Origin of the sequence: Pseudomonas sp. S11P7, assembly GCF_023195435.1 — a bacterium.
Lineage (GTDB): Bacteria > Pseudomonadota > Gammaproteobacteria > Pseudomonadales > Pseudomonadaceae > Aquipseudomonas > Aquipseudomonas fluorescens_G.
The window spans coordinates 3,667,074-3,689,871 of sequence record NZ_JALPKS020000002.1; the positions used below are offsets into that span (position 1 = coordinate 3,667,074).

22 protein-coding genes and 6 pseudogenes are annotated in these 22,798 nt (G+C 55.9%); 12 read left to right on the forward strand and 16 right to left on the reverse strand.

What is annotated here, in order from left to right; genetic code table 11:
• Positions 1-13 precede the first annotated feature (13 nt).
• On the reverse strand, positions 14-1,111 hold the full coding sequence (locus M0746_RS16770) for an aminotransferase-like domain-containing protein (protein ID WP_258449968.1): 1,098 nt from the start codon (positions 1,109-1,111) through the stop codon (positions 14-16).
• On the reverse strand, positions 1,108-1,437 hold the full coding sequence (locus tag M0746_RS16775) for a winged helix-turn-helix domain-containing protein (protein ID WP_258449969.1): 330 nt from the start codon (positions 1,435-1,437) through the stop codon (positions 1,108-1,110). The genes M0746_RS16770 and M0746_RS16775 overlap by 4 nt, the downstream gene beginning before the upstream one ends.
• 159 nt (positions 1,438-1,596) lie before the next feature.
• On the opposite strand from M0746_RS16775, the gene M0746_RS16780 reads away from it, so the two are divergent.
• The 11 genes and pseudogenes from M0746_RS16780 to M0746_RS16825 all read left to right on the forward strand — a co-directional run bounded on the left by M0746_RS16780 (position 1,597) and on the right by M0746_RS16825 (position 11,277).
• Complete coding sequence (locus M0746_RS16780; protein ID WP_258449970.1) at positions 1,597-2,928, forward strand: MFS transporter; 1,332 nt, start codon at positions 1,597-1,599, stop codon at positions 2,926-2,928.
• A gap of 31 nt (positions 2,929-2,959) precedes the next feature.
• Positions 2,960-4,270, forward strand: a complete 1,311-nt coding sequence (locus M0746_RS16785; RefSeq protein WP_258449971.1) for an ArgE/DapE family deacylase — start codon at positions 2,960-2,962, stop codon at positions 4,268-4,270.
• A gap of 316 nt (positions 4,271-4,586) precedes the next feature.
• Positions 4,587-4,805, forward strand: coding sequence for a transposase (locus M0746_RS29525; RefSeq protein WP_446731303.1), 219 nt, complete (start codon positions 4,587-4,589; stop codon positions 4,803-4,805).
• A gap of 260 nt (positions 4,806-5,065) precedes the next feature.
• Positions 5,066-5,256: pseudogene (locus M0746_RS16790) on the forward strand (ABC transporter substrate-binding protein); the annotation flags it as partial.
• 105 nt (positions 5,257-5,361) lie between these two features.
• Entirely contained in the window at positions 5,362-5,904 is a 543-nt protein-coding gene (gene pilL2 / locus M0746_RS16795) for a PFGI-1 class ICE element type IV pilus protein PilL2 (RefSeq protein WP_258449972.1), read from the forward strand.
• Positions 5,901-6,571, forward strand: a pseudogene (locus M0746_RS16800) (chemotaxis protein). Before pilL2 ends, M0746_RS16800 begins: the two are co-directional and overlap by 4 nt.
• Before the next feature lie 9 nt (positions 6,572-6,580).
• Positions 6,581-7,299: pseudogene (locus tag M0746_RS16805) on the forward strand (TIGR03759 family integrating conjugative element protein).
• Positions 7,281-7,829: a lytic transglycosylase gene (locus M0746_RS16810; RefSeq protein ID WP_258449973.1), complete on the forward strand. Its 549-nt coding sequence runs from the start codon at positions 7,281-7,283 to the stop codon at positions 7,827-7,829. The pseudogene M0746_RS16805 and the gene M0746_RS16810 overlap by 19 nt, the downstream one beginning before the upstream one ends.
• Positions 7,826-8,341, forward strand: a complete 516-nt coding sequence (locus tag M0746_RS16815) for an integrating conjugative element protein (RefSeq protein ID WP_258449974.1) — start codon at positions 7,826-7,828, stop codon at positions 8,339-8,341. Before M0746_RS16810 ends, M0746_RS16815 begins: the two co-directional genes overlap by 4 nt.
• A 9-nt stretch (positions 8,342-8,350) precedes the next feature.
• Positions 8,351-10,456, forward strand: coding sequence for a type IV conjugative transfer system coupling protein TraD (gene traD, locus M0746_RS16820; protein WP_258449975.1), 2,106 nt, complete (start codon positions 8,351-8,353; stop codon positions 10,454-10,456).
• 89 nt (positions 10,457-10,545) lie between these two features.
• Complete coding sequence (locus tag M0746_RS16825) at positions 10,546-11,277, forward strand: TIGR03747 family integrating conjugative element membrane protein (protein WP_258449976.1); 732 nt, start codon at positions 10,546-10,548, stop codon at positions 11,275-11,277.
• Positions 11,278-11,642: 365 nt separating this feature from the next.
• On the opposite strand, the gene M0746_RS16830 is transcribed toward M0746_RS16825, so the two are convergent.
• The 9 genes and pseudogenes from M0746_RS16830 to M0746_RS16870 all read right to left on the reverse strand — a co-directional run bounded on the left by M0746_RS16830 (position 11,643) and on the right by M0746_RS16870 (position 19,027).
• Positions 11,643-12,548: a LysR substrate-binding domain-containing protein gene (locus M0746_RS16830; RefSeq protein WP_258449977.1), complete on the reverse strand. Its 906-nt coding sequence runs from the start codon at positions 12,546-12,548 to the stop codon at positions 11,643-11,645.
• Positions 12,549-12,603: 55 nt separating this feature from the next.
• Positions 12,604-13,197, reverse strand: a complete 594-nt coding sequence (locus M0746_RS16835) for a DUF924 family protein (RefSeq protein WP_258449978.1) — start codon at positions 13,195-13,197, stop codon at positions 12,604-12,606.
• Positions 13,194-14,381, reverse strand: a complete 1,188-nt coding sequence (locus M0746_RS16840) for a low temperature requirement protein A (RefSeq protein WP_258449979.1) — start codon at positions 14,379-14,381, stop codon at positions 13,194-13,196. Before M0746_RS16840 ends, M0746_RS16835 begins: the two co-directional genes overlap by 4 nt.
• Positions 14,382-14,398: 17 nt before the next feature.
• Positions 14,399-14,668 (reverse strand): hypothetical protein, encoded by a 270-nt coding sequence (locus M0746_RS16845; protein ID WP_258449980.1) that lies wholly within the window; start codon positions 14,666-14,668, stop codon positions 14,399-14,401.
• An 84-nt stretch (positions 14,669-14,752) separates the two neighbouring features.
• Complete coding sequence (locus M0746_RS16850) at positions 14,753-16,129, reverse strand: aldehyde dehydrogenase family protein (RefSeq protein ID WP_258449981.1); 1,377 nt, start codon at positions 16,127-16,129, stop codon at positions 14,753-14,755.
• Positions 16,130-16,139: 10 nt separating this feature from the next.
• Positions 16,140-16,895, reverse strand: a complete 756-nt coding sequence (locus M0746_RS16855; RefSeq protein WP_258449982.1) for a type 1 glutamine amidotransferase domain-containing protein — start codon at positions 16,893-16,895, stop codon at positions 16,140-16,142.
• 79 nt (positions 16,896-16,974) lie between these two features.
• Complete coding sequence (locus tag M0746_RS16860; RefSeq protein ID WP_258449983.1) at positions 16,975-17,793, reverse strand: SDR family oxidoreductase; 819 nt, start codon at positions 17,791-17,793, stop codon at positions 16,975-16,977.
• A 99-nt stretch (positions 17,794-17,892) separates the two neighbouring features.
• Entirely contained in the window at positions 17,893-18,666 is a 774-nt protein-coding gene (locus tag M0746_RS16865; RefSeq protein ID WP_258449984.1) for an SDR family oxidoreductase, read from the reverse strand.
• Between the two features lie 146 nt (positions 18,667-18,812).
• Positions 18,813-19,027: pseudogene (locus tag M0746_RS16870) on the reverse strand (DUF2274 domain-containing protein).
• Positions 19,028-19,161: 134 nt separating this feature from the next.
• Here M0746_RS16870 and M0746_RS29225 point away from each other — a divergent pair.
• Positions 19,162-19,355 (forward strand): annotated as a pseudogene (locus M0746_RS29225) (outer membrane porin, OprD family); the annotation flags it as partial.
• 299 nt (positions 19,356-19,654) lie between these two features.
• On the opposite strand, the gene M0746_RS16875 reads toward M0746_RS29225, so the two are convergent.
• From M0746_RS16875 to M0746_RS29230, 5 genes and pseudogenes are all read right to left on the reverse strand, one after another.
• Positions 19,655-20,026 carry a hypothetical protein gene (locus M0746_RS16875; protein ID WP_258449985.1) on the reverse strand — a complete coding sequence of 124 codons (372 nt, stop codon included), beginning with the start codon at positions 20,024-20,026 and terminating at the stop codon, positions 19,655-19,657.
• An 85-nt stretch (positions 20,027-20,111) separates the two neighbouring features.
• Positions 20,112-20,297: pseudogene (locus M0746_RS16880) on the reverse strand (IS66 family transposase); the annotation flags it as partial.
• 178 nt (positions 20,298-20,475) lie between these two features.
• A complete protein-coding gene (locus M0746_RS16885) occupies positions 20,476-20,889 on the reverse strand; it encodes a hypothetical protein (RefSeq protein ID WP_258449986.1) in 414 nt (137 codons plus the stop codon).
• 58 nt (positions 20,890-20,947) lie between these two features.
• Positions 20,948-21,271 carry a hypothetical protein gene (locus M0746_RS16890; protein ID WP_258449987.1) on the reverse strand — a complete coding sequence of 108 codons (324 nt, stop codon included), beginning with the start codon at positions 21,269-21,271 and terminating at the stop codon, positions 20,948-20,950.
• Positions 21,272-21,474: 203 nt separating this feature from the next.
• Positions 21,475-22,521, reverse strand: coding sequence for a helix-turn-helix domain-containing protein (locus M0746_RS29230; protein WP_258449988.1), 1,047 nt, complete (start codon positions 22,519-22,521; stop codon positions 21,475-21,477).
• Between the last annotated feature and the right edge of the window lie 277 nt (positions 22,522-22,798).

Consider the following 22,798-nt stretch of genomic DNA (forward strand, 5'->3'; position numbering starts at 1 on the left):
CTCACCGCCGTCGTTAAAGATTGCACACCGGTCTCAATTTTCTCAAGCGGTACTCCCCGAAGCCTAGAACGAAGCACCTATTTTCTAGGGCGGGAATATTTTTTACAAAACAAGGCGTTCCAAGGAATATCCCTTCACGTTTAGATTCATTGATCACGCTTTGATAATTTACGTCGGCTGAAAACTGTGCAAAAACATGAAGACCCGCTCGCGCACTCGAGAGCCTCACTATATCGCCAAGGGACTTTTCAAGAGAGAACCTCAGTAGGTCCTGACGGGATGAGTATTCTCCACGCATCTTGCGAATATGCTGAGAAAAATGTCCTTCATAAATGAAGTCAGCCAGCGCGGCCTGTAAGTGCAAAGCACCTGGTCTGAAAAGCTTCGTACTCGCCCTAGAGAAGGCCTTTGAAAGATGGCTCGGGACCACCAAAAAGCCCATCCGGACCCCGGCAAACATCGCTTTGCTGAAGGTTCCTATGTAGATGACTCGTCCATCGTTGTCTAAACCTTGGAGCGAAGGCAGCGGGGCTCCGTCGTATCTAAACTCGCTGTCATAATCGTCTTCTATGACCCAAAGATTGTGTGCTCGGGCGCTTTGCAGCAACTCCAGGCGTCGTGACAAAGGCATCACGACTCCTGTCGGGTAGTGATGCGAGGGGGTCACGACGACGATCTTGGTACGTGGCGGGACATAGCTATTCTCGAGGTCCAAACCGTAGTCGTTAACATTGCCGCCCGCCACCTCCAGTCCAGAAGCTGCAAATACGGTAGGAAAAGCCCAGTGGCAAGGATTCTCGACGATCGCTGTATCGCCTACATCTGCAAGCAGTCTCGCACACAGGTCAACTGATTGGTGTGTACCGCTCGTGATAATGATTTGGGCGGGTTCACAATTCACTGACCGTGAGATTTTCAAGTACCCCGCTATCGCCTCCCGGAGCTGGCTAAGTCCGCCATGGTTCGCATATCCAGAGAGGGCGAGATTGCCTTTGGAAAGATGTCTGGCAATAAGCCGCTTCCAGATATGAAACGGAAAGGCTTGAGAATCGGCCACCCCTGGCACGAACGCCCCCGTGGTATGCCCCATACCACCCGGCAAGAAGCTCAATTGAGATCCGCGCCCAGAAAGTTGCATGGAATGCTGCGTATGTATGCTTTGGGGCGCAGCCCCAGTGGCTGCTTCAGGGTAGGAGCCACGTATGTGCCATTTCCGGCACGGGTGATTAGATAATTCTCCGCGATCAGCCGATCGTAAGCCAAGGATATGGTGATCCTTGAAATCTTGAGGTCAGAGGCCAGTGCGCGGGACGAGGGAAGCTTTTGCCCGGAGATCAGGGTGTGATCAAGCACTGCAAATCTGACGATGTCATAAATCTGTTTTTGCATCGGGTGCGATGACTGCTTATCAAGGCTTTTCAAAAGCAAGTCAGTCAAGAGGACAGGCTGCATTGGAGTGGCCCTATCAGAATCTTCGGTATGGATATACATCCTATTGCCAGTGAGCGTTACATTCAATCGCGTATCTCGCTTAGAGCATATAAAAATCTGTCAGCAGATTTTTATAAATCGTTATGCAGCCGATTAGGAGTAAGCATGCGCACTGAACATAAGCAGCAACCCATGAGGGCCGCTGCCGCCGCATTTTTTGGCACCACGATTGAATGGTACGACTACTTTTGCTACGCCACTGCAGCTTCGCTGGTATTCGGCGACGTCTTCTTTGCCACTGACAGCAAGTTTGCAGGACTTTTGGCTTCGCTGGCGACATTTGCCGTTGGTTTTGTCGCGCGCCCGTTCGGTGCAGTAATTTTTGGGCACCTAGGGGACAAGGTAGGACGCAAAGAGTCGCTAGTAATTACGCTTTGGCTAATGGGCCTCGCCACTGCGCTTATAGGTCTGCTGCCGTCTTACCATTCTGTCGGTGTAACAGCAACCGTTCTGCTCGTCATTCTGCGGTTGATCCAAGGCATTGCAGTGGGCGGCGAATGGGGAGGCGCGGTTTTGATGGCAGCTGAGCATGCACCTCAGAAATGGCGGACCTTTCTCTCTGCCGCACCACAATATGGAAGCCCGGTAGGCTTGATCATGGCTACGCTCATGTTCAGCGGTATGGCTTCTCTTTCAGAAGCGGACTTCAAATCTTGGGGATGGAGGGTACCCTTTCTGCTAAGCATAGTAATGGTATTGATCGCCTATTTTATCCGCAGAGGGGTAAATGAGAGTCCGGAATTGCTCGCATACAAAGCGCGAACTGAGGCCCATGATTCTAAGCAAACAGCGCCTCTACGCCTGCTGCTGACCCAGTATAAGCGCAAGGTTGCCATGGGTATCGGCCTGTCCATGATGGGGATAGCTGGATTTTATTTCATCACAACTCTCATGATCGGCTATACAACCACATATCTAGGTGTGTCCAGATCAGACATATTAAGCATCGTTACTTATACCGGCGTTGTACAGCTGATTTGCTATCCGATAGGTTCCTATCTTGCGACCAAATTTGGCGAGCGCCGACTCATCTTGTTTGTCAGCGCGGGCGCAGCCATATGGGCGATACCAATGATAAATCTAATTAACACGGGTATTACGGCATACATAAGTATAGCTATCCTAGGCGCAACCGTGTTTATAGGACTTTATTACTCTGTCCTTGCTGCATTCTTGCCCCGAGCATTTCCTATTGAGGTCCGATACTCTGGGGTTTCACTGAGCTTTCAGCTTTGTGGTGCACTTTTCGGTGGCACCACTCCAATGCTTGGGCTGTGGATAGCTCAGCATTATGGTATTGATCCCCTTCCGCTCGCTGGTCTGTTTGCCTTCATCGCGCTCAGCACCTTTCTTGGAGCGCTATTATTGCCTAGCGATCGGGTTGCGAAGTTAGTTAAACCGAATGAAGCCACACTAGCACGATCCGAATTGATCTAAACACCTTAATCGCATCATGTAGGACTTAAAAATGAAACCAAAGGATCACGAAACACTAAATTCTTTACTTGCTGATCGGATTATGTCGGCCGTTGATAAAAACTTTCCGAGGCAGCTTGCTCAGCTTAGAGACCTGGTGCGCATTCCTTCACAACGCGGGGCGGAGAGCGCGGCACAACGGTTTATGGCTCAAGCTTATGAAGCGAGGGGCTACAAAGTTGACCATTGGAAAATTAATTTACGCGATATTGAGAATATGCCAGGATTTTCGCCAGCGACGGCATCTTATGACGACTCCTACAATGTTGTAGCGACTCATACGCCGAGGCAAGCAGTCGGACGCTCACTGATTCTTAACGGCCATATCGACGTCGTTCCTATTGGTCCCGTGGAGAGTTGGTCCCTTGATCCTTACAGCGCTGACATAATTGACGGCTGGTTGTATGGTCGTGGTGCAGGAGATATGAAATCGGGATTATTGGCATGCCTGGCGGCTATGGATGCCCTGAGGATTGCGGGGGTCCAGCCGGCAGCCATCGTGCACCTTCAGTCCGTAGTTGAGGAAGAGTGCACAGGTAATGGAGCCCTCGCATGCTTGGCGCGTGGATATCACGCCGACGCAGCGTTCATTCCCGAACCATTGCTACCAAAGTTAATGCGAGCCCAGGTGGGCCCGCTTTGGTTCAAGGTACAAGTGAAAGGGGATCCGCAGCATGCTTCGGGTGCATTCTCGGGAACAGGTTCCAATGCAATCGAAAATGCTATCTATCTCATTAAAGAACTGGGCAAACTGGAGTTGCTGTGGAATGAACGCAAACTTGAGCACCCTCATTTTTGTGGCCATCCCCATCCAATAAATTTCAATCTGGGAAAGATCTCGGGAGGTGACTGGCCTTCTAGCGTCCCGGCCTGGTGTGACTTTGAAATGCGCGTCGCAGTTTATCCTGGGCAAAGTCTGGATTCGGCTAAATCCGAGATAGAAGCATTTATTGCTGCTGCTGCTTCTAATCATCCGTTCCTAGCGACACATAAACCAGATATCTACTATCATGGTTTCATGGCTGAAGGCTATGTCCTCGAAAATTCCGATGAAGTAGAGCAGGCACTTAATTCGGCGCATCAATTGGTTTTTCATGAGCCATTACAGGAATATGTAACAGCAGCGGCCACAGATGCGCGATTCTTCGGCCTTTACGCAGACACTCCTGCAATCGTTTATGGCCCTGAATGCAAGATGCCGCACGGGTACGATGAGGCTGTGAATATTGAATCGCTCCGACAGGTCACCAAAACTATCGCATTATTCATCGCAACATGGTGTGGAGTAGAAGAATTCTTATAACAAGATTTTCAACTGTCCTTATCTAGCCTTCGTAGCACATCAGATGGACGCGAGCACATATTGTCAAAAGTTTTCGTCGTGCCTCGCAGAAGATTGTCTCAAGCGGCTAACTGAACTCAGGACGACTGTCATTATCCTGATCGTTGGTTGGGTTGCTCAACCACCTCTAGGACGTCGGGATATGGACGGGAGAGAAGGAAGTTAGACTTGCCCAGCTACGCCGTAAGCCTCCAGCGAAGTCACCTATCCGATCCCAGCGATAAGGGCGATGTTCTCCACATAAAAATACGTGGACACCATTACCCTTATTGTCGGGGTGATCCCGCACGAAAGAACTTCCTATCCCAAACCCTTTAAAGCCCAAGTCGTCCAGGAATGCCTGCAACCCCGCGTATCGATGCCCAGCGTAGCGTTGCGCCACGGCATCAATCTAGTTCGAAAATGGATACCTGCTTATCGTTATCATCAGCCGTCGCCGTTGCCCGCTTTCGTCCCGATGAAAATAGAGCCCCGAACTCAGGCCGATCAGCGATGAACGGTCGGGATCGGTATGCCTTTCGGACAGGAAAAACTCACCGTAGAGTGGTCATCCTCAGACCGTGAAGGGCCCCGAGAGCTTGCCAGTGATCCGCATTGACGCTATTTGGCTTCCACTGAAGCTATGGACAATCAGGGGCATGAATTCCTCGCCCAACCTTGATCAGATGACACCCGAACAGCTTCGTGCCTTATCTGAACAAGCTACGCAGTTGCTGTCCCACGTCGACGCAATGGGCCAGAGAATCCAATGCACCAACCGGTCTGCTGTTCGAACCTTTGTCCTGACGAATTGCTATGGCGTGCAGTGTAAGCTGATCGGCACGTCCTGGACCGACGATAACCTGGAGGAAATCGAGTGCTGTCCTTACTCATCGCTGAGGCAAGAACAACTCGATGCCGATACGCCGGCAGCATTGGTCAACGCACCCTATCTGGCGGCAATAGCAACGCGTTCAACTTAAACGCGACCCGTCTTGAATCAACTTACTCACTGAATCGCTTCTTCACCTCATGTCAGGTTCTGCATTGAATCTGACATGAGGTTTTTTTCCATGGAGCGTTTTTTCACGGCTGTCTTCCTGCTGGGTTTATTGAGCGCCTGCACGGCGCAGATCCCCACCCCATTGCCGACTAGTCCAGAGAATGCCGCTAGTTCCAATCGGGCCCAGCTTTCGAGGAGTACAGCCGAAGAGAGTCACCCGACAGAGCTCCACTATGGCCGCTATACGCTGGTCAGCACCGAGCCCACGGCAGAGCAACGTGATCTTCTCGCTCAAATCATTGACGTGAGCATTCCGCCCAACCTGAATCCTTCGGTACTGGAAGCGATGCACTACGTGCTGCAGCGCTCAGGTTATTCGCTCTGCCCTGCCGTCGAACCCGTAAAGACACTGTTTACCCGGCCTCTGCCCGCCACCCATTACCGGCTCGGCCCGATCTCACTACGCAACGCGCTACAAGTACTGGCTGGCCCCGCCTGGCAACTCACAACCGATGAAGTCAGCCGTTCGGTCTGCTTCGAACGGCTAAAAAATGATGCTGCCGTCGTGCGGCTCGCACCCAGCGCGGCCCACCAGCCGGAGGCACGCCCATGAAAGCCACGACGTTTCAAACCCTCATTGTCGGCTCACTTTGCCTGGCGGTCTCCGGGCTGAGTGGTGGTTTGTATAATCAGTATCAACGCGTGAACGAGCTGGAAAATGCGAGCACCCAACGCCTACAGACCCTGGATACCCTGCAACGTGATTCAAGCACCCTCTTGGATGCACAGGAGAAGCTGCAGTACGCACTGAAAGACCTGAAGCAGAAGGTCGATTCCGGTGAGCAACAGGCTAATACCCTCGATCCGATGCTGGATCAATGGGCGCAGGAGATACAGGTACTGCGCGATGGTCTGACAGCCCGTGCTACCGAAGCCGACATAATCGCGCTACGCACACGACTTGAGCACGTCGAGCAGCAACTCCTGGACCTCAAAAGCCAGCCACCATTCCCACCACCGACGCCTTCCTCGGCCACGCCGAAAAAACCGCTCAGCCCAAGCCTGCCCCGCTCCTGCCGCCATTTTCAGTGTTGAGCGTCGAGTACCGCGGTGGCGAGCGCTTTCTGGCGGTCGCACCTCCTGACAGTCGCTCGCTCAATGATATCCAGTTGCTGCACAACGGCGAGCAGTTCGGCACATGGCAACTGAAGGTGCTAGAGCCGAACGCGGCTATCTTCGCGGTGACCGCTCACCCAGACCAGACCGTGCACCTCCCTTGAGAAGCGATCATGAACAGAGCTCCGCTGAGCCCCATCGTCTGTTTCATTTCATTGCTGAGCACGGGCGCTGCGCTGGGCAACCCCGTCACGACACCGTCACGGCCCCAGGACACGCAGTCTGCTCCGCTGGAGCGTTCGCACTCAGAACAGGCGACAAGCTGGGGGCTGACGGAGCAGGAGTGGACACGCTTCAAACAGATCCAAGCCGGCCCGCGTGGTTACTGGAGCCCGAACCTGGATCCCCTGACCGCGCTCGGCGTCGAGGCAGAGACCGACCAAGAGCGCCAGCGCTATGCCGAATTGCAGGCAGCGCTGGAAGCTAAACGCGCCGAGCGCGAGTTGGCTTACCAAAACGCCTACACCGCAGCTTGGGCCAAGCTGTTTCCTGGGCTGTTGCCGATTCAGGGTATGGCATCCCCGACCACTGCTAGCTCATCGGTAGAGCCGCGCCTAGCTCTGTTTGTCGAGGACCATTGCCCTACGTGCACCGCCGAAGCGCAGCGTCTGCAAAGCGGTGATACGGAGTTCGATATCTACCTGGTGGGCAGCCAAGACGAGGATGAACACGTCCGTCGCTGGGCGCGGCAAGCAGGCATTAATGCGAACAAGGTCCAACACCGGCAAATCACCCTGAACCATGATCGCGGACGCTGGTTCAGCCTGGGAGCCCGAGACCGTTACCCGTCAAATTTCAGCAGGTGAACGGACAATGGCAACGTCTCGATTGATTGCTATTGCGCTCCTGCTGACGGTACACGCCGTCCGGGCAGACGAACTTCCGCCTCCGGCTTATCAACTGGCAGCGCATGGCGCCAACGTCCCTTCCACGGTGTTGTTCGCGATTGCCCTGCAGGAGAGTGGCGCCCGCCTCCGTGGTCGACTGCTGCCCTGGCCCTGGACGCTGAATATTGCCGGTAGCCCTTACCGTTTCGCCAATCGTCAGACCGCCTGTCACGCCTTGCTCCAGGCGCTTGCTCGGTATGACGCCAAGTTGGTCGATGCCGGGCTTGGGCAAATCAACCTGGGTTATCACGGACAGCATTTTTCCAGTCCCTGCGAAGCCCTTGAACCCTACCGCAATCTGGCCGTGACTGCCGCGCTGCTGCAAGAACATCACGCCGTTACCGGTGATTGGGTGTCAGCTGCTGGCCGCTATCACCGCCCGGCAGGAGGAACGCCGGCCGCGCGTTACCGCGTCGGCTTTTCCCGACAACTCGAACGATTGCAGGTTTCCTTCAAACAGGGCACACGACCATGAAGCGAGTCCCCAATGCGTATTACTTCGCCACACTCTTGGCTGCGTTCGCCCAGCCGGGACTGTCATTTGCAGAAAATCAGCCAGGCGGCTTCACCCGCCCTAAGCTTGAAGCTTCCAGGCCGCCAATAAACAGCAAGATCCAGCTTGGTCGGGCCAGACATGCGGATCTATCTGCATATGCCGATGAGACCTGGATACTGCCCGTGCGAAGCTCTCACTTGAGCCCAGGCCGGGTCACAACTCGCACCCTGGACATGCCGGGCATGCAGCCATTTTTCCTTGTCGGGGAGGATCCCCAATCGCTGGCTTGGCTGCATCAGCGTGCGACTGAACTGCAAGAAATGGGGGCAGCCGGCCTCGCCGTCGAAGTGTCCGATACTCAAGCCCTGGCCCGAATTCGAGCAGCCGCGCCGGGCATTACCATCCTGCCGGTCAACGGCAACGACATCGCCACCCGCCTGCAGATAGAGCACTACCCCGTCTTGATCACCGCCACCTCACTGGAACAGTGAGTCCAGGTCATGGCCGAGCATGCGATGGAGTCCAAGCTCCGGCCCGCGGTGGAGCTGTACACCGTAGCGATCTGCATCGCGGCCGCGGTGTTGTGCGTGTACTCGCCCTGGACCGTGGCCCTGTCACCCGAGATCGGGCTGGTGGCGGCGCTGGCCTACGCCCTGTTCGGTCTGATCCGCCTCCGACAAGCCTGGGAGGTGTTGCGCTATCGGCGCAATATCCGCCGGCTGCCTCGCTACGAACTGACCAGTCGACAGATTCCGGTCAGCCGCAAGCGTCTGTTCATGGGCCGCGGCTTTCGTTGGACCCGCCTGCACACTCAGCGCTTGGTCGAAGCCCAGGATCCGGCCGTCGCTCATTATGTCGACCAACCAACCCTCTATCGTCTAGCACGTAGAATTGAGCGCCGCCTGGAACATGCACCATTTCCGCTCTCGACATTGGCCCGTGTCACCGCCTGGGTCAACGCCCTCAATCCGTTGCGCCCGTTACCCCCGGTCGGAGGCTCGCCGCTGTTGCATGGGGTCGAGCCCGATGAAACTGAAGTCGGTCTGCCGCTGGGTGAACGAGTCGGACACACCTTGGTGCTCGGTACTACTCGTGTCGGTAAGACGCGACTCGCTGAGGTGTACATCACCCAGGACATCCATCGCGTTGAACACGAGGTGGTGATCGTCTTCGATCCGAAGGGCGATGCCGATTTGCTCAAACGCATGTACGTCGAAGCCAAGCGGGCCGGCCGGGAGAAGGAGTTTTATGTGTTCCATCTGGGCTGGCCGGAGATCTCTGCCCGCTACAACGCCGTGGGACGTTTCGGGCGCATCTCGGAAGTGGCGTCGCGCATCGCTGGGCAGCTCAGTGGCGAAGGTAACTCGGCGGCGTTTCGCGAGTTCGCCTGGCGTTTCGTCAACATCATCGCCCGCGCCCTGATCGAGTTGGGCCGGCGTCCGGACTATCTGCAAATCCAACGGCATGTGGTCAACATCGACGCATTGTTCATCGAATATGCCCAGCAGTTTTTCGCCAGAACCGATCCAAAAGCGTGGGAAGTGATCGTCCAGCTTGAAGGCAAGCTCACCGAGAAGAACATCCCCCGGCATATGGTGGGACGCGAAAAGCGGGTGGTGGCCATCGAGCAGTACCTGACGGCCAAACGGGTATTTGATCCGGTAATGGACGGACTGCGTTCAGCGGTGCGCTATGACCGTACTTACTTCGACAAAATCGTTGCCTCGCTACTGCCGCTGCTGGAGAAACTCACCACCGGCAAGACCGCCCAATTACTGGCCCCCAACTATACCGATCTGGACGACCCGCGGCCAATCTTCGACTGGATGCAAGTCATCCGAAAACGCGGTATCGTCTACGTCGGCCTGGACGCACTGACCGACGCCGAGGTGGCCGCCGCGGTGGGCAACTCCATGTTCGCCGACTTGGTCTCGGTCGCCGGACATATCTACAAGCACGGCATCGACCATGGCCTGCCCAAATCGGGTAACAACAGTGACAGGTTGCCGATCAACCTGCACGCCGATGAGTTCAACGAGTTGATGGGCGATGAGTTCATCCCACTGATCAACAAAGGCGGTGGCGCCGGCATCCAGGTGACGGCTTACACCCAAACCCTTAGTGATATCGAAGCACGCATCGGTAACCGCGCCAAAGCTGGCCAGGTGATTGGTAATTTCAATACCTTGCAGATGCTCCGCGTACGCGAAACCGCCACTGCAGAACTGCTCACCCAGCAATTGCCCAAGGTCAATGTGTTGACCAAAACCCTGGTGTCGGGTGCGACCGACACCTCCGATCCAGAGGCCAACACGGACTTCACTTCGTCCTCGCAGGATCGCGTCAGCACCACAAGCGTGCCGCTGATTGAGCCAGCGCATATCGTCAGTTTGCCCAAGGGGCAAATGTTTTCCTTTCAGGCCGGTGGCCAGCTCTGGAAGGTCCGCATGCCTTTGCCTAACCCCTCCAACGACGATGCCATGCCCCAGAACCTGCAGGAGCTTACCCTGCGGATGCGGGCCACTTACAACGAACAGGTGGGCCAATGGTGGAGTGCGAGCGGCGGCGGCCAGACAACCAACTTCGATCTGGATCAGGTGGGGTAACCCGCCCCGCTACAGGTTTTGATTCAGCAAACACGTATTCGGCAGGCGCCGTGGCAACATCAACTCAACGGTGAGCAATGGAGTAAAGGATGGCGACTTCCGTGCAGAACACGCCGCCACAACCGATCCAGCGCCCGGGATTGATCGTCTCGGTTATTGGCTTGGTCTTACGCATTATCGGTTTGCTGATCGCCTCGTTGCTGTTCTCGATACTCATTGAGTTCGCCGGTTTGCTGCTGTTCTGGGGTGATCTGGGTTGGCGGCACAGCCAAGTCATGTTGGCGAACGAACTGGGCTGGCTGAGTGAGCACTTCAAATCTTCTCTCATCCTCCAACAACCTGGACAGACGATTGTCCATTGGCTGGATTTTCTAAATCAGTGGCTGCTGGTCAAGACTGGCTTTGCGGATTTTGCCCAGCAGGCGCGGGTATCGAGCCAGGGCAGCGGCTTCTGGAGTTGGACCAATCAGCTATACGTGGGCATTGAGGATTTCGTGCTGGCAGCGGTGTATGTCATCTTCACCTTCGTGGTGCGCCTGACCGTTCTGGTCCTAGCTACACCCTTGTTTCTGTTGGCCATGTTCACTGGTTTTGTAGATGGTTTGATGCGCCGTGACCTGCGCAAATTTGAAGCGGGGCGTGAGAGCAGCTTTGTCTATCACCGCGCTAAACGAGCAGTGATGCCACTGCTGACCATGCCTTGGATCATTTACCTGTCCCTGCCCTTTTCGCTCAACCCGCTTATTATCTTTGTACCGTGCGCCGCAATGATTGGGATAACAACAGCGATTACCGCGGCGACATTCAAAAAGTATCTTTGAAGGCATCTAATCTGTCCGCCAACGTATCGATATTGCTGAGTTTTCTTAGCTTTTTCTGCATTCGAATAAAAACCATGTCGACTACTAATCGTTGAGCTCAGTCAGAAAAACCCTTTCTGACCACTAATGGGAAATCAAAAACCATGACCGCCACAAAGCCCACTCGCACAAATTACGTAGAGATTTAAAACGTATTTAGATCAATATCTTATATCAGTTTAGAACCACCTACGGGATGGAAGACTTTAGACTGGAAGCTACATAAGAGCATTGGAAAAAAAGCGAGGTCGCGCTGTAGCGGCTTATGAAAATATGAACGCACCTGACGGACAATCAACGTTTTCTTCCCGTCATGGCTCAGGTCCTCAGGAATCCAGATGCGGTCGCATCAACGACTCGAACCATTCCTGGAAGACCGTCAGTCGGCGCGAACGCTGCTTGCGGTTCGGGTAGACAAGCGACACCTGCATGGGCGCAGCGCGAAACTCGGGCATGACCTCCACAAGTTCACCTCTGTCGAGCAGGTGCTGGACGTCAAATCTAGGAATCTGGATCAATCCTGCCCCCGACACGCAGCAGGCGATGTAGCTTTCGGCGTTGTTGACAATCACCCGACTGGGTACGGCGACCTGTCGTTCGTTGCCCGATACAAAGTAGTCCCAAGGCAATTCCCGTCTTGTGGAGGGCGAGGCGTATCCCACCGACCAGTGCCCCTGAGTCAGGTCATCCGGCTTGACCGGCACGCCATACTCACGCAGGTAACTCGGACTGGCGCAGTTGATCAGTGCGATATGGCCGAGGAGGCGAGCAATCAGACTGCTGTCATGCAGTGCGCCAATCCGCACGGCGCAGTCGACACCTTCGTGCACTAGATCAATTGCGCGGTCGCTCGAGCCCAATGCCAATTGAAGTCGCGGATAGCGACGCAGGAAGCTCGGCAGTGCGGGGGCGATCAACCGGCGGGCGATACGGCTGGGCACGTCCACATTGAGCCTCCCGGAAATCGTGCGTTGGCTAACATGAAACAGCTGATCGATGTCTTCTGCATCTGAAAGGAACAGACGCACTCGCTCCAGCAACTGCATGCCATCGGCAGTCAGACGCACCTGTCGCGTCGTTCGATGCAGCAGGCGTGTGCCTATGGCCGATTCGAGTTGTTGGATGGCAGCCGACACCGACGCACGCGGCAGTTCCAGCGCATGGGCCGCCTTTATGAAACTGCCCATCTCGGCAACCTGAACGAAGACGCGGTACTGATCGAGTTTGTCCATTCATTCCTTTCCACATAGCCTGTTGAACTGAGAGCCAGTTCGAAGGGACCGCGCCTCAACCGGCAAATCCGCCGTTGCCCAGGAAGGCATCTTCCTGCGCAGTGGTCCGGCGTCCCAGCATCATGTTGCGATGCGGAAAGCGACCGAACCGGCGAATGATGTCCCGATGTCCCTCGGCATGGGAGAGCCAGGGTTGCCCAAGCCGAGCGTTCAGTGCAACCGATAGATCCTGGTCACCGACATCCTCCGAATGGGCAAAGGGCAGGCAAAAGAACAGTTTCAAGTCGGCATCGACCTTCCCCATGTGCCCAACAGATTCTGCCTTTCGGGCATAGTGTCGGGCCAAGGGGTCCGTTGCATACATACGAGCTGTTCCGCGAAAGGCATTGCGCGGGAATTGGTCGAGCAGTATGAGCAACGCCAGCGCTCCTTCTGGTGTATCCGCCCAATCGTCGTGCACGCGCTGTGCCGCCGACAGATGCAGGCAGAGGAAGCGCTCACGAAAATGCTGATCAAAGGCCGGATCGTGGCCGAACCAATCCGTCTTGGACGCTCGCCAGAATCGCACCACTTCGGCGGGGCCCTCCGGCGTGGCTGGCGTCCCCGCAACGGACACCCGGGGCCGATTGCATCCCGACGCGAAACTCACCGCCCCTCCTTCCTGCGACGGTCTCGAACCAGGTGCCCCTCGCAGAAGCTCACCATCAGCACGACCGCTGTCGTCAAACATCCCATGACCAGCATGTCGGCGAAAAATGCCACAGGCACCAGTGCAAGCAGCATCAGCACGCCCGCCAAATGCGATACCGGCACCACACCATAGACGATCCGCTTGTAGATGGCGCTGCCCAGCAGATAAATCGCCGGCCCTGCGAGCAAGATGGCGACCTGGGCCGTACTAGGGTGCGCATGCGGATGGGCCAGCACCAGGTCGTTGCCGACCGCAGAGGCGATGACGCCGGCGATCAAGATGGCATGGACGTAGTGGAAATACGCGCCGATGCGTCCGGGATCATCCGAGCGCATGATAGCTGCCGTCGCGTCCTTGCTCGACGTGCCGAAATATAGCCACCACATGGCCAGCGTGCCGACGAAGGCGGCCAGCAGCGCCAGCACTACCGGCACATTCCAGGTTGCGGCATCTGCAAGGGTGGCGCCGCTAGCGAGTACCGTCTCACCCAGAGCCACGATCACGAAAAGCTGGCAGCGTTCGGCCATGTGGCCGCCTTCGATCGTCCATTCCTGCGTGCGGGAGCGCCCCATCCCTGGCAGGGCAAAGCCGAACATCGGGGAGACGTACTCGCAAAGAACAGCGACCAGCCATAGCAGGGCACGCGTCTCGTGCTGTGCCAGCGCCCCGGCGATCCAGAACACCGCCGAGATCGATACCCAGCCGAGCATACGGCGGTAGTTTGCCGCTAGCGGATGTCCACCGGGCAGATGCAGCGCGATGAAAGCCGTTCTCCCGACCTGCATCGCAACGTAGGCGCCTGCGAACATGAGCCCCCGGTCGGAGAATGCCATCGGAATGCTGGCCGCCATGACCAGCCCGAGCAGCATGGTCGCGAACATCAGGCCGCGTACACGGCGTGTTTCGGGGTCGAACCAGTTGGTGACCCAACAGGTGTATTGCCAGCCCAGCCAGACCGCGAACCACAGGATCAGCGTTTGGACCACCCCGAATCCCGTGAGGTTGTGCAACAGCTCATGGCTGAGCTGGGTCACTGCGAAGACGTAGACCAGGTCGAAAAACAGTTCTTCGTAGGTCACGCGCGCGTGGTGGCCGTCGCGATGGCGCAGCAAAGGATGGTCTAGCACTGGGTTGCTCGACATGGTGGTGGTCTCGTGCTTCACGGCTGCGAGAGACGCCAGACCTCGATGCCAGCCGCGATGGCTGGCACAGCGAAGACCAGCAACAGGATCGGAAACTCCTCGCGTGCACTGTAACCAGCGAGGCTGACGCCTACCCCCATGTTGACTGCCGTCACCAGCAACCAGACTGGCACGAAGGCTTTAGCCGCCAGCGCCATGCCTGCTGCACTAGCACCCCAGAGCCAACCGAACAAGACGAAAACGCCCAAGAGGACCACGCCTCCGAGCATGACCATCAGTACGTGCATGCCGAATCTCCTATATTTTTTATTGGCTAAATTATTGAACTATGGAAGGCCGATCGCGAGCTGGCCATGTCGAGGTGATGGCACTCATGAAAAGATACTGAGGCTCTTGGCGATGTCCTTGCCGGCATACGGCGGGAACACATCGAGTTCGAGGTCCGGGTTGCCAATAAGGAGCGCCTTGGTATTGCTCAGCGCATCAAAGCCGGCCTTGCCGTAGTACTTGCCCATGCCGCTGTAGCCCACGCCGCCGAACGGCAGGCTGTCGATCCAGCAATGCAGATTAGTCTGGTTCACGCAGCCGCCGCCGAAGGACAGACTGCCTGGCACGTAGTCGATGTTCGCCTGGTTCTTGCTGAAGATGTAGGCTGCCAGTGACTTTGGCCTGCGCTTCATGATGCCCACGATCTCTTTCAGGTCGGTGTACGGCATAACCGGCAGGACCGGGCCGAAGACTTCCTGCTGCAGCGCCGGGTCGTCCCAGGTTGAGGGGTAGAGCACGGTCGGCTCGACGTAGCGCGCCGGCACGTCGAATCGGCCACCATGCACGACCTTGTCGGGCAGGATGTACGACGCGACCCGCTGCGCGTCATGCTCACTGATCATGCGGGCAAAATCGGGACTCTGCTGTGGGTCGGCGCCGTACATCTTGACGATGGAGGCCTTGAGCTTGGCAATGAAAGCCTCGGCGACGCTTTCGTGCACGTAGACGTAGCCCGGCGCGATACACCATTGGCCCGAAATAGCGTTGTGGCCCCAGGAGATTCGGTCTGCAGCGATGTCGAGGTTGGCGGTCTCGTCGACGATTGTGGGATTCTGGCCACCCAGCTCCAGGATCACCGGGGTAAGGTTCTCGGCCGCCGCGCGCATCACGATCTTGCCGACGGTCGAGCTGCCGGTGAAGAAAATGAAGTCGAAGGGCAGTTCAAGCAGCGCGCTGATTTCCTCACGCCCGCCGGTGACGATAGCCACGTTCTCGGGCTCGAAGTACTGGGGGATGAACTTCTGGAGCAACGCGGCCGTGGCTGGGGTGGTGTTGGCGGGCTTCAGCACCACCGGGTTACCGGCTGCCAATGCGGCGATGGCCGGGTCGAGCAGCAGTAGGATGGGGGCGTTGAACGGGCCGATCACCAGCGTCGGGCCGTAAGGTTCCTTCAGGATCAAGCCGCTGTTGCCGGTAGCCTCCAGCCCCTTCGGAATGGCCACCCGCTGCGGCGCCATCAATTCCTTGAGATTCTCGCGGTAATACTGGATGTTGCCTAGCGGCAAGGTGATTTCGAAGAGTTGCTCGAAGGACGGCTTGCCGAAATCCTGGTACAGCGCAGCGCAGAATTCCTCCTGGCGCTCGCGCAGCATTCGCTCCAGGCGGTCCAGCTGGTCGATGCGCCAGTCGTGAGACTTGGTGGCGTCGGTCAGGAAGCGTGCCTTCTGGGCATCCAGGATGCCTTGAAACTTGTTCGCCATATCGGAAGACCTATTCGTCAAGGGCGTCGAGCGCCAGTCCGGCTGTGAGCCAGCTGCTGTACTGCTGCTGCCCGGTGATCAGGCGGCCGTCGCGGATAGCGAGCGACTCATTCACTTCCCGGCAGAGATAGGTGGTGCCCTCGATTCCGGCCGCTTCGCTTTGAATGGTGTAGTCATTCAACTTCATGCCGAAGGCCTTGTTGACCTCGTCTTCTTCCGCGTCGGTGAAGCCGGTCCACTTCTTCCCCTCGGCCAGCAGCTTGCCATCCGACAGGCGCGTCCAGAGCAGTAGAGAAGATCCGTGGCAGATCAAGGTGACGATCTTTCCCTTCTCGTAGAAATCGGCAATGAGTTGGTGCAGGGCCAGATCGTCCTTGAACGTCAGCAGTGGCCCGCCGCCACCGGCGACCCAGATAGCGTCGTAGTCGTCCACGTTCACCGCACTAATCGGCAGCGTCCGCTTCAGCATCGGGGCAAACGTGGCGTGGTGCACGAAACCGAGTGTGATCAGGTCGTCGGCATACGCGCCGCTCGGGGTGCGCGGATCGCTGTGCGTATCGATCATGACCTCGCCGCCTTTGGGAGAAGCAAGCTCCACCTGATGCCCGGCTTGTGTGAACATGTGGAAGGCGCACGTCATTTCTTCACCGAAGAACCCCACCGGAAAGCCCTTGAGCTGGGCTGTGTTCGAGACGATCAACAGGATGCAACGCGGCTTGCGCTTCACTCCCACGCGGATTTCAACTTTCAGGTCTGATGCCGGCATGCTTGTTTCTCTTCTAACGTCAAAAGTGTTGCGGGCAACCCGAACGGGAATACTGCCCGGATGCCTGCGTTCAAATTAGTCAGTTGATCGGCGAAACGATCCCGCCATTGATGTAGCTGGTGGTGCCCGTCATCCAGCGCGCTTCCGGCGACACCAAGAACAGCGCGAGGCCTGTGATGTCGGCGATGTTGCCCAGACCGCCGTCGATCGACATCGACTTGAGCCAACCGATGTTCTCGTTGGATTCGGCGGGGTAGAAGAACGAAGTATCAAGCGGTCCGGGCGCGATGCAATTGACCGTGACACCACGCCCGCCGAGTTCCTTGGCAAGCGACTTGCTGAAGTGTTCCAGCGGTGCCTTGCTGCCGGCATAGCCCGCATAGGTGGGCGCGAAGGCAGCAACCATGGTGGTAACGAAGCTCAGGACGCGCCCCTCATCAGCGATATTCTTCGAGGCTTTCTTGAGCAGGAAGAAGGCGGCCTTGGCATTGACGTTGAACAGCTCGTCGAACTCCGCCTCCTCGAACTCGGCCAGCGGCTTGCGGATGATCTTGCCAGCGGTGTTGATCAGTATGTCGACCTTGCCAAATGTGGCAATGGCGGCATCAAACAGCGCCGCGGCCTGCGCGGGCTTGGTGAGGTCAGCCTGAAAAATCAGCGCTTCCTGTCCGTGTCCACGCACAGCCGCTGCAACCTCTTCCGCCTGCGTCTGCTTGGAAGCCGAGTTGCAGTGGACCACCACGTCGGCACCTTCCTGCGCCAACAGCAGGGCCAGTGCCTTACCCACGTTGGCCGAGGCCCCTACGACAATCGCGGTCTTACCGATGAAGCGGCGCGCGCCGGTGCTGGTGGCCGAAGGAAAGGTCTTGCGGACTTCTTGATGCGTGATGGCAACCATTTAGATACTCCTGCCGAGTAATAATTACTTGATCCGTCGCTAACGCCAGTAAAGACGTCGACCGGCTCGAAGTAGGCAATACAGCGGTGGTCCTTGATGCTATTTAGTGGTGTATCCACCATTGATGAGGATGGTCTGGCCGGTGATCCACCAGCCGTCGCTCACCAGGTGGCGAATGAACGGAACCACGTCATGGATGTCAGTCAGACCGGTCGTGCTGAATGGCGAGAGCGCGGCGGCCGTCTTGTGGTAGGCGACTGCATCGGCCCCTTCGGCCGGGTAGAAGAACGGTGTATCCATCGGACCCGGGCCGACCGCTGTCACCGAGATGCCTCGCGCACCGAACTCCTTGGAGGCCGCACGCGTGTAGTGCTCAACCGGTGCCTTGGTTCCAGCATAAGCGGCATAAAACGGAGTGAACGCACCCAGCAACGAAGTCACCACCGTAACGATCTTGCCGTTGTCGTTGAGGTTTTTGCCGGCTTCTTTGAGAAAAAAGAAAGCGGTCTTGGAGTTGACCGCCGTCATCTCGTCGTACTCGGCCTCGCTGATCTCTGCCATTGGCTTCTTGAGCACCTTGCCGACGGTGTTGATGGCGATGTCCGGCTTACCGACAGCGGCAATGGCATCGGCAAACAGCCTCTCGACGGCTCCGGCCGTCGTCAGATCACCCTGCAAGGCCACGGCCTTCGCACCGCTGGCCTCGATCGCAGATACCGTCGCATCGGCATCGGCCTTGGATGCGGCGCTGTTGTAGTGGATCGCAACGGCTTTGGCGCCCTGCGCGGCCAGATCGCGGGCGATCAAGCCACCAAGGTTCTTGGCGCCGCCCGCGATGAGAACAACTTTACCTTCGATGGAATGGTCTGCCATGGGGAATCTCTTTCACGAATGGGTGGAAGATCCGAGCTTAGGCAGCATCAGCCAGGCGATAAACCATCAACAATTGGATGGACAATCCAGAAAAACGATCCAATCAGGAGTTTGGATAGACTGACCGCGCGATTCATGAAGAAGGGCTAGCACTTAGAGATCAGACGCGCTGGGCATACGCGCATTGCCCCCTGTTCTCCGGCCATAAATGCTTCCGGTATATGTGGAATCAGCGTTGCCGCATCAGCAGTCTCGCCGTATGTCGACACAGAAGCGCGGCATAGTGGCCGAGGTCGGCCTTAACGCAAGCCGGGCATGAGAATGTGCCCCTGATACTCAAAGTCTTAGACAGTGGCCCCATGTTAGTAGTGAAGCCCTCTTGTTGAAGCTCCTGCTGGCAACGCTACCGCACAAGATCCCGGTTGGAGATAATGCGAATCGCCGGCCCGGCCGCACGGTCAAGGTGGCCCGGACGTTGAGTTGCCCCGGGTATAGGCCAATGGCAATGACCCGGATTGCTACGCGTTCGACTACTACGGCAACAGCGTCACCAAGGGCAAAGTCGACAGCTGCCTGATCAGCGCGCATTTACTTAACAGGTCAACGGCCACACGCTTGCCGCCGGCCAGCAACAAGTCAACGGTGACAGTGACGCGGTGTGGTTGAACCAAAGGGATGGCTCCACCGCCTAGACTTCAGCGCCATGGGTGTGGTCATCCTTCGTGACTGGTCCTTCGGCTACTTACGCGCTGAGGTTGGCCTTCGCTAAGAGGTGGATTTACGCGCCCCATACCCGGAACCTAGACTTCCGCGAACCGATTGGGAGCTGCCTGTTCCACCCCTGCACCATGTGGGTCTGGGCTGGAAGGCAAAATCCAGCCGTTGGCCAAGCCCGATCACGCGATCAGGCTGGCGATCGAAGCAGGGCGTCGCCACACGCGGCTCGCTCTCGTCGTCGCGCTCGCCGAAATTTTGCACAGAAATGCTTTTAGCAAGGCACTAAATAGATTGCGGATCCATTATTCACAGAACACATACGCTGCTCTTGCTCTTCCAGTTGCGAAGGCACGCTAACTGGCGGGTAGGGTTCTTCTGCTCGAAGTCTATTCTGCTGCAGCTGAGTAGCCGCAAGCTTCTGTTTTTGCAGCTGGAGTGCCCTCGGGCTGTTAGGCGGAACCTTTTCCAATTCAGCGTCAATTTCCAAAACAGACGGCGGAAGAATCCCCATAGCGACCAATTGCTGATCCTGCTCAAGCGGACTCATGGGTTTGTGAGCGAGAGTGTCAGAATTGTTTACGGCGCATCCACCTAAAATACTCAACGCAGACAAAACCATTACGAATTTCCTTGTGGTACTCATGTAATGTCTCCATTCACAGCCTTCGCTCAATGAGAGGCAACCCTACGACAGAGGAATAAGCCCGTTCAACGACTCATACAATGCAAAAAAACTTGCTCCGTGCATGGGCCATGCTGGAACCGATCTCCGTCACGCCAAGTTCGAAACTGCCCTGGTAGCCGCCGAAATCGTCAAAAACCTCCTTGCCGTTTCAGTCCTGCAGAAAGTGACAAACATACTCTCCGGCACGACTGGGGCTTAAATCATAAGCCACTGCTGCCAAGTCCGAGAATTGACTGCTGGCGTGTTCCCAAAGTAAACGGCTGGCAAACGCACCCTGCGATGAACGCGAATAACTCGGTTATTGACTATTACCCCTCCGACAGTGCCAGCTATTAGCTGACGCGGGAGAGCGCGCTGGATCCTACTATCCTCCTTCAGCGCGCATGTCGGGGTGAACCAAGCTTTAATTAGAACCACTTATTACAGCTTCCGGCAGAGTTTTTAATGGTCTTGTAGTCAGTGACTATATTTTGCGCGTTAAATGTAATTTCTAAAGTACATTTTTTATCATAGTATTTTGTGCTAGATGTAGGTGTCAGCATCACGCCACCGGCAGGGCCAGCGCTGACGGTATTGGCAGTGTCCGTTAAGGAATATTGACTTTCAAAAAACCATCTTGCAACAGACTCACCGCCAGCATTCTTAACCAGTTGGGCGGGCTTTCCATATTCGGCATAAGCCACCTGTATATTATTCCCCTCAAACTTATTCTTATTTATAACGTCCGGAATGGTGGGCACAGCATTTGCCAGCACTTCACATCCGGACGCCAGCACCGAGAAAAGTATCAATATCAAATACTTAAAATTGTGTTCAGGCATACTAAACCTTCCCGACCTTAAAAATTTATGCACGTGAATGTCGCTCGAGTACGCAGTCTTATCCTCCAAACGGTGCGCTCTTTATCGGCTGACCTTTTGGTGCGCAGTTCGGCGGGTTGGACATACCGAACGTCAAGATATTACCTCCGTTGATAATGCAGTTGAACTGCTTGTTATCATTGGTTTTTAGCAGTACATAGGTATTGGTGCCTTGCGTCCGCCGATTGATAACCGTCAGGTCTGCTGGAGCATAGCCTAACGCACCAGCACTTTGAGATTTTACGTCATCGTCACTCAACATATTCGTCTTACTGGCGAGAGCATTGCAGCCACTCAAAAGCACAAGTGTGGTTACCGTTACATACAACTTAAGCAGCGACATATCACGCATCCTTTTATTGACTGAGAAACTGAATAAATTAGTGAATTGAACCATCCGTCACTAGCCTCGCCTGAATTGCGATGGAGTAATAGTTATACGCCACTCACCAATCTGGCGAATCGAAGACATATCAACTATAAAACGTAACAAAAAAAACGAGAAAAATTCCTTGCCTCTGTGTGCCAATTCCTTGCCTATCCGTCTCAACCTGAAGTCATTTGACCAAGCACGGTCCGAAGCGAAAAACCTGTGTGCACAGAGGTTTGCCCTGCAGAGTCATAGGGTCGAGATTCAATTAGATAGTCCCGTGCCTCTTTTGGCGAATAGCCGAAAGCCCTCTTGAACGACCGACTGAAGTGTGACTCGCTTTTGAACCCAAATTGAAAGGCCAGTCCGGAGGTTCGATGCTGAACGCCGCTATCTCCTTGGAGAATAGCCCTTATCTTGTCTAACCGGCGTCGTTGTATGTAAGCCGCAACACCGGACTCTTGCCCGAATAAACGATAGAGCCCAGCCCTAGAAATCCCCATGTGCCTGCATATGAATGCTGGAGCCAAAGCGGGGTTCTGCAGGTGCTGTTCGATCAGGTTTCGGGCACGGTTGAGCAGTGTGCGATCAATTTCAGTTTCAGCGCTTTTGAGGTTAGGAATGGAGGGTGTTATCGCCGCTGCGACCATGGCCAGAGTTGCTTGTTGTATATAGGGTATCTCTTCACTTTTAAAACTGGCTGACCGCGCTCGTAGCGCGCGCATATGGTCGGCAAGCAGGTCGCTCAAACCGTCCCTCAACACCAGCCCATGAATGTCCCTATTGCCTAATTTCCCTGACAGCAAGTCCCGAGGAATCGTCAGGATAATCGTATCGCCTGCGGTGATAACGCAATCCAGTTCACGAGCGAGGTCCAACACATAAATCTGCGAATGACCTGCCGCCAACGGTGCCTGACCGGCAGAACCGTTGATCGAGTGAGACAGGCCCAGACAGATGTAGTAATGGTCGAGGCCGTCGCGGCGGATCATTTGAGCTGACCGTTTGACATCATAATGCACTGGTTTTTCTGTTCCCTCCCATACGCCGCACCCCATCAACAGCGCGCCCAGGTAACAGGTGGCCAGCCGGTAGTTGAACGCTGTTGATTCGGACTCGCCAATCCTCACGTCAAAGAGTGCATTGACCTCTTCACGCCAGACTTCAAAACGCTGTTTAGGTGGGTAAGGTTGGGTGCTGAAGCTATAAGAGGCGCTCTCCACACATACTCCTGCTAAAGCAGGTAGGGCGACCTAAGCTGCTGACACTCGGTTGCCATCATCGGTGCCATGACTCGGCGACGATGGCGGCCTTCCTGAAATTCTTCCTGTTATATTTTCTTGGCGCAATCAATGTCAAATGAAAGATTTATTGTTCATGTGCTTCGGCCGTTAACGCCTTTCACCAAGGCAACAAAAAATCGCATTGAGAGACACCGTTGAACCGTTTGATCCTCTGTCCTCCTGAAGGCTGCGGAGAGTTCGAGACCATAGGCGGACT

What these genes read in the sequence shown, in the direction of transcription:
- M0746_RS16780 (WP_258449970.1), top strand. Translation starts at nt 1,597, where the DNA reads ATGCGCACTGAACATAAGCAGCAACCCATGAGGGCCGCTGCCGCCGCA.
- M0746_RS16785 (WP_258449971.1), top strand. Translation starts at nt 2,960, where the DNA reads ATGAAACCAAAGGATCACGAAACACTAAATTCTTTACTTGCTGATCGG.
- pilL2 (WP_258449972.1), top strand. Translation starts at nt 5,362, where the DNA reads ATGGAGCGTTTTTTCACGGCTGTCTTCCTGCTGGGTTTATTGAGCGCC.
- M0746_RS16810 (WP_258449973.1), top strand. Translation starts at nt 7,281, where the DNA reads ATGGCAACGTCTCGATTGATTGCTATTGCGCTCCTGCTGACGGTACAC.
- M0746_RS16815 (WP_258449974.1), top strand. Translation starts at nt 7,826, where the DNA reads ATGAAGCGAGTCCCCAATGCGTATTACTTCGCCACACTCTTGGCTGCG.
- traD (WP_258449975.1), top strand. Translation starts at nt 8,351, where the DNA reads ATGGCCGAGCATGCGATGGAGTCCAAGCTCCGGCCCGCGGTGGAGCTG.
- M0746_RS16825 (WP_258449976.1), top strand. Translation starts at nt 10,546, where the DNA reads ATGGCGACTTCCGTGCAGAACACGCCGCCACAACCGATCCAGCGCCCG.
- M0746_RS16830 (WP_258449977.1), bottom strand. Translation starts at nt 12,548, where the DNA reads ATGGACAAACTCGATCAGTACCGCGTCTTCGTTCAGGTTGCCGAGATG.
- M0746_RS16840 (WP_258449979.1), bottom strand. Translation starts at nt 14,381, where the DNA reads ATGTCGAGCAACCCAGTGCTAGACCATCCTTTGCTGCGCCATCGCGAC.
- M0746_RS16845 (WP_258449980.1), bottom strand. Translation starts at nt 14,668, where the DNA reads ATGCACGTACTGATGGTCATGCTCGGAGGCGTGGTCCTCTTGGGCGTT.
- M0746_RS16850 (WP_258449981.1), bottom strand. Translation starts at nt 16,129, where the DNA reads ATGGCGAACAAGTTTCAAGGCATCCTGGATGCCCAGAAGGCACGCTTC.
- M0746_RS16855 (WP_258449982.1), bottom strand. Translation starts at nt 16,895, where the DNA reads ATGCCGGCATCAGACCTGAAAGTTGAAATCCGCGTGGGAGTGAAGCGC.
- M0746_RS16860 (WP_258449983.1), bottom strand. Translation starts at nt 17,793, where the DNA reads ATGGTTGCCATCACGCATCAAGAAGTCCGCAAGACCTTTCCTTCGGCC.
- M0746_RS16865 (WP_258449984.1), bottom strand. Translation starts at nt 18,666, where the DNA reads ATGGCAGACCATTCCATCGAAGGTAAAGTTGTTCTCATCGCGGGCGGC.
- M0746_RS16875 (WP_258449985.1), bottom strand. Translation starts at nt 20,026, where the DNA reads ATGAGTACCACAAGGAAATTCGTAATGGTTTTGTCTGCGTTGAGTATT.
- M0746_RS16885 (WP_258449986.1), bottom strand. Translation starts at nt 20,889, where the DNA reads ATGCCTGAACACAATTTTAAGTATTTGATATTGATACTTTTCTCGGTG.
- M0746_RS16890 (WP_258449987.1), bottom strand. Translation starts at nt 21,271, where the DNA reads ATGTCGCTGCTTAAGTTGTATGTAACGGTAACCACACTTGTGCTTTTG.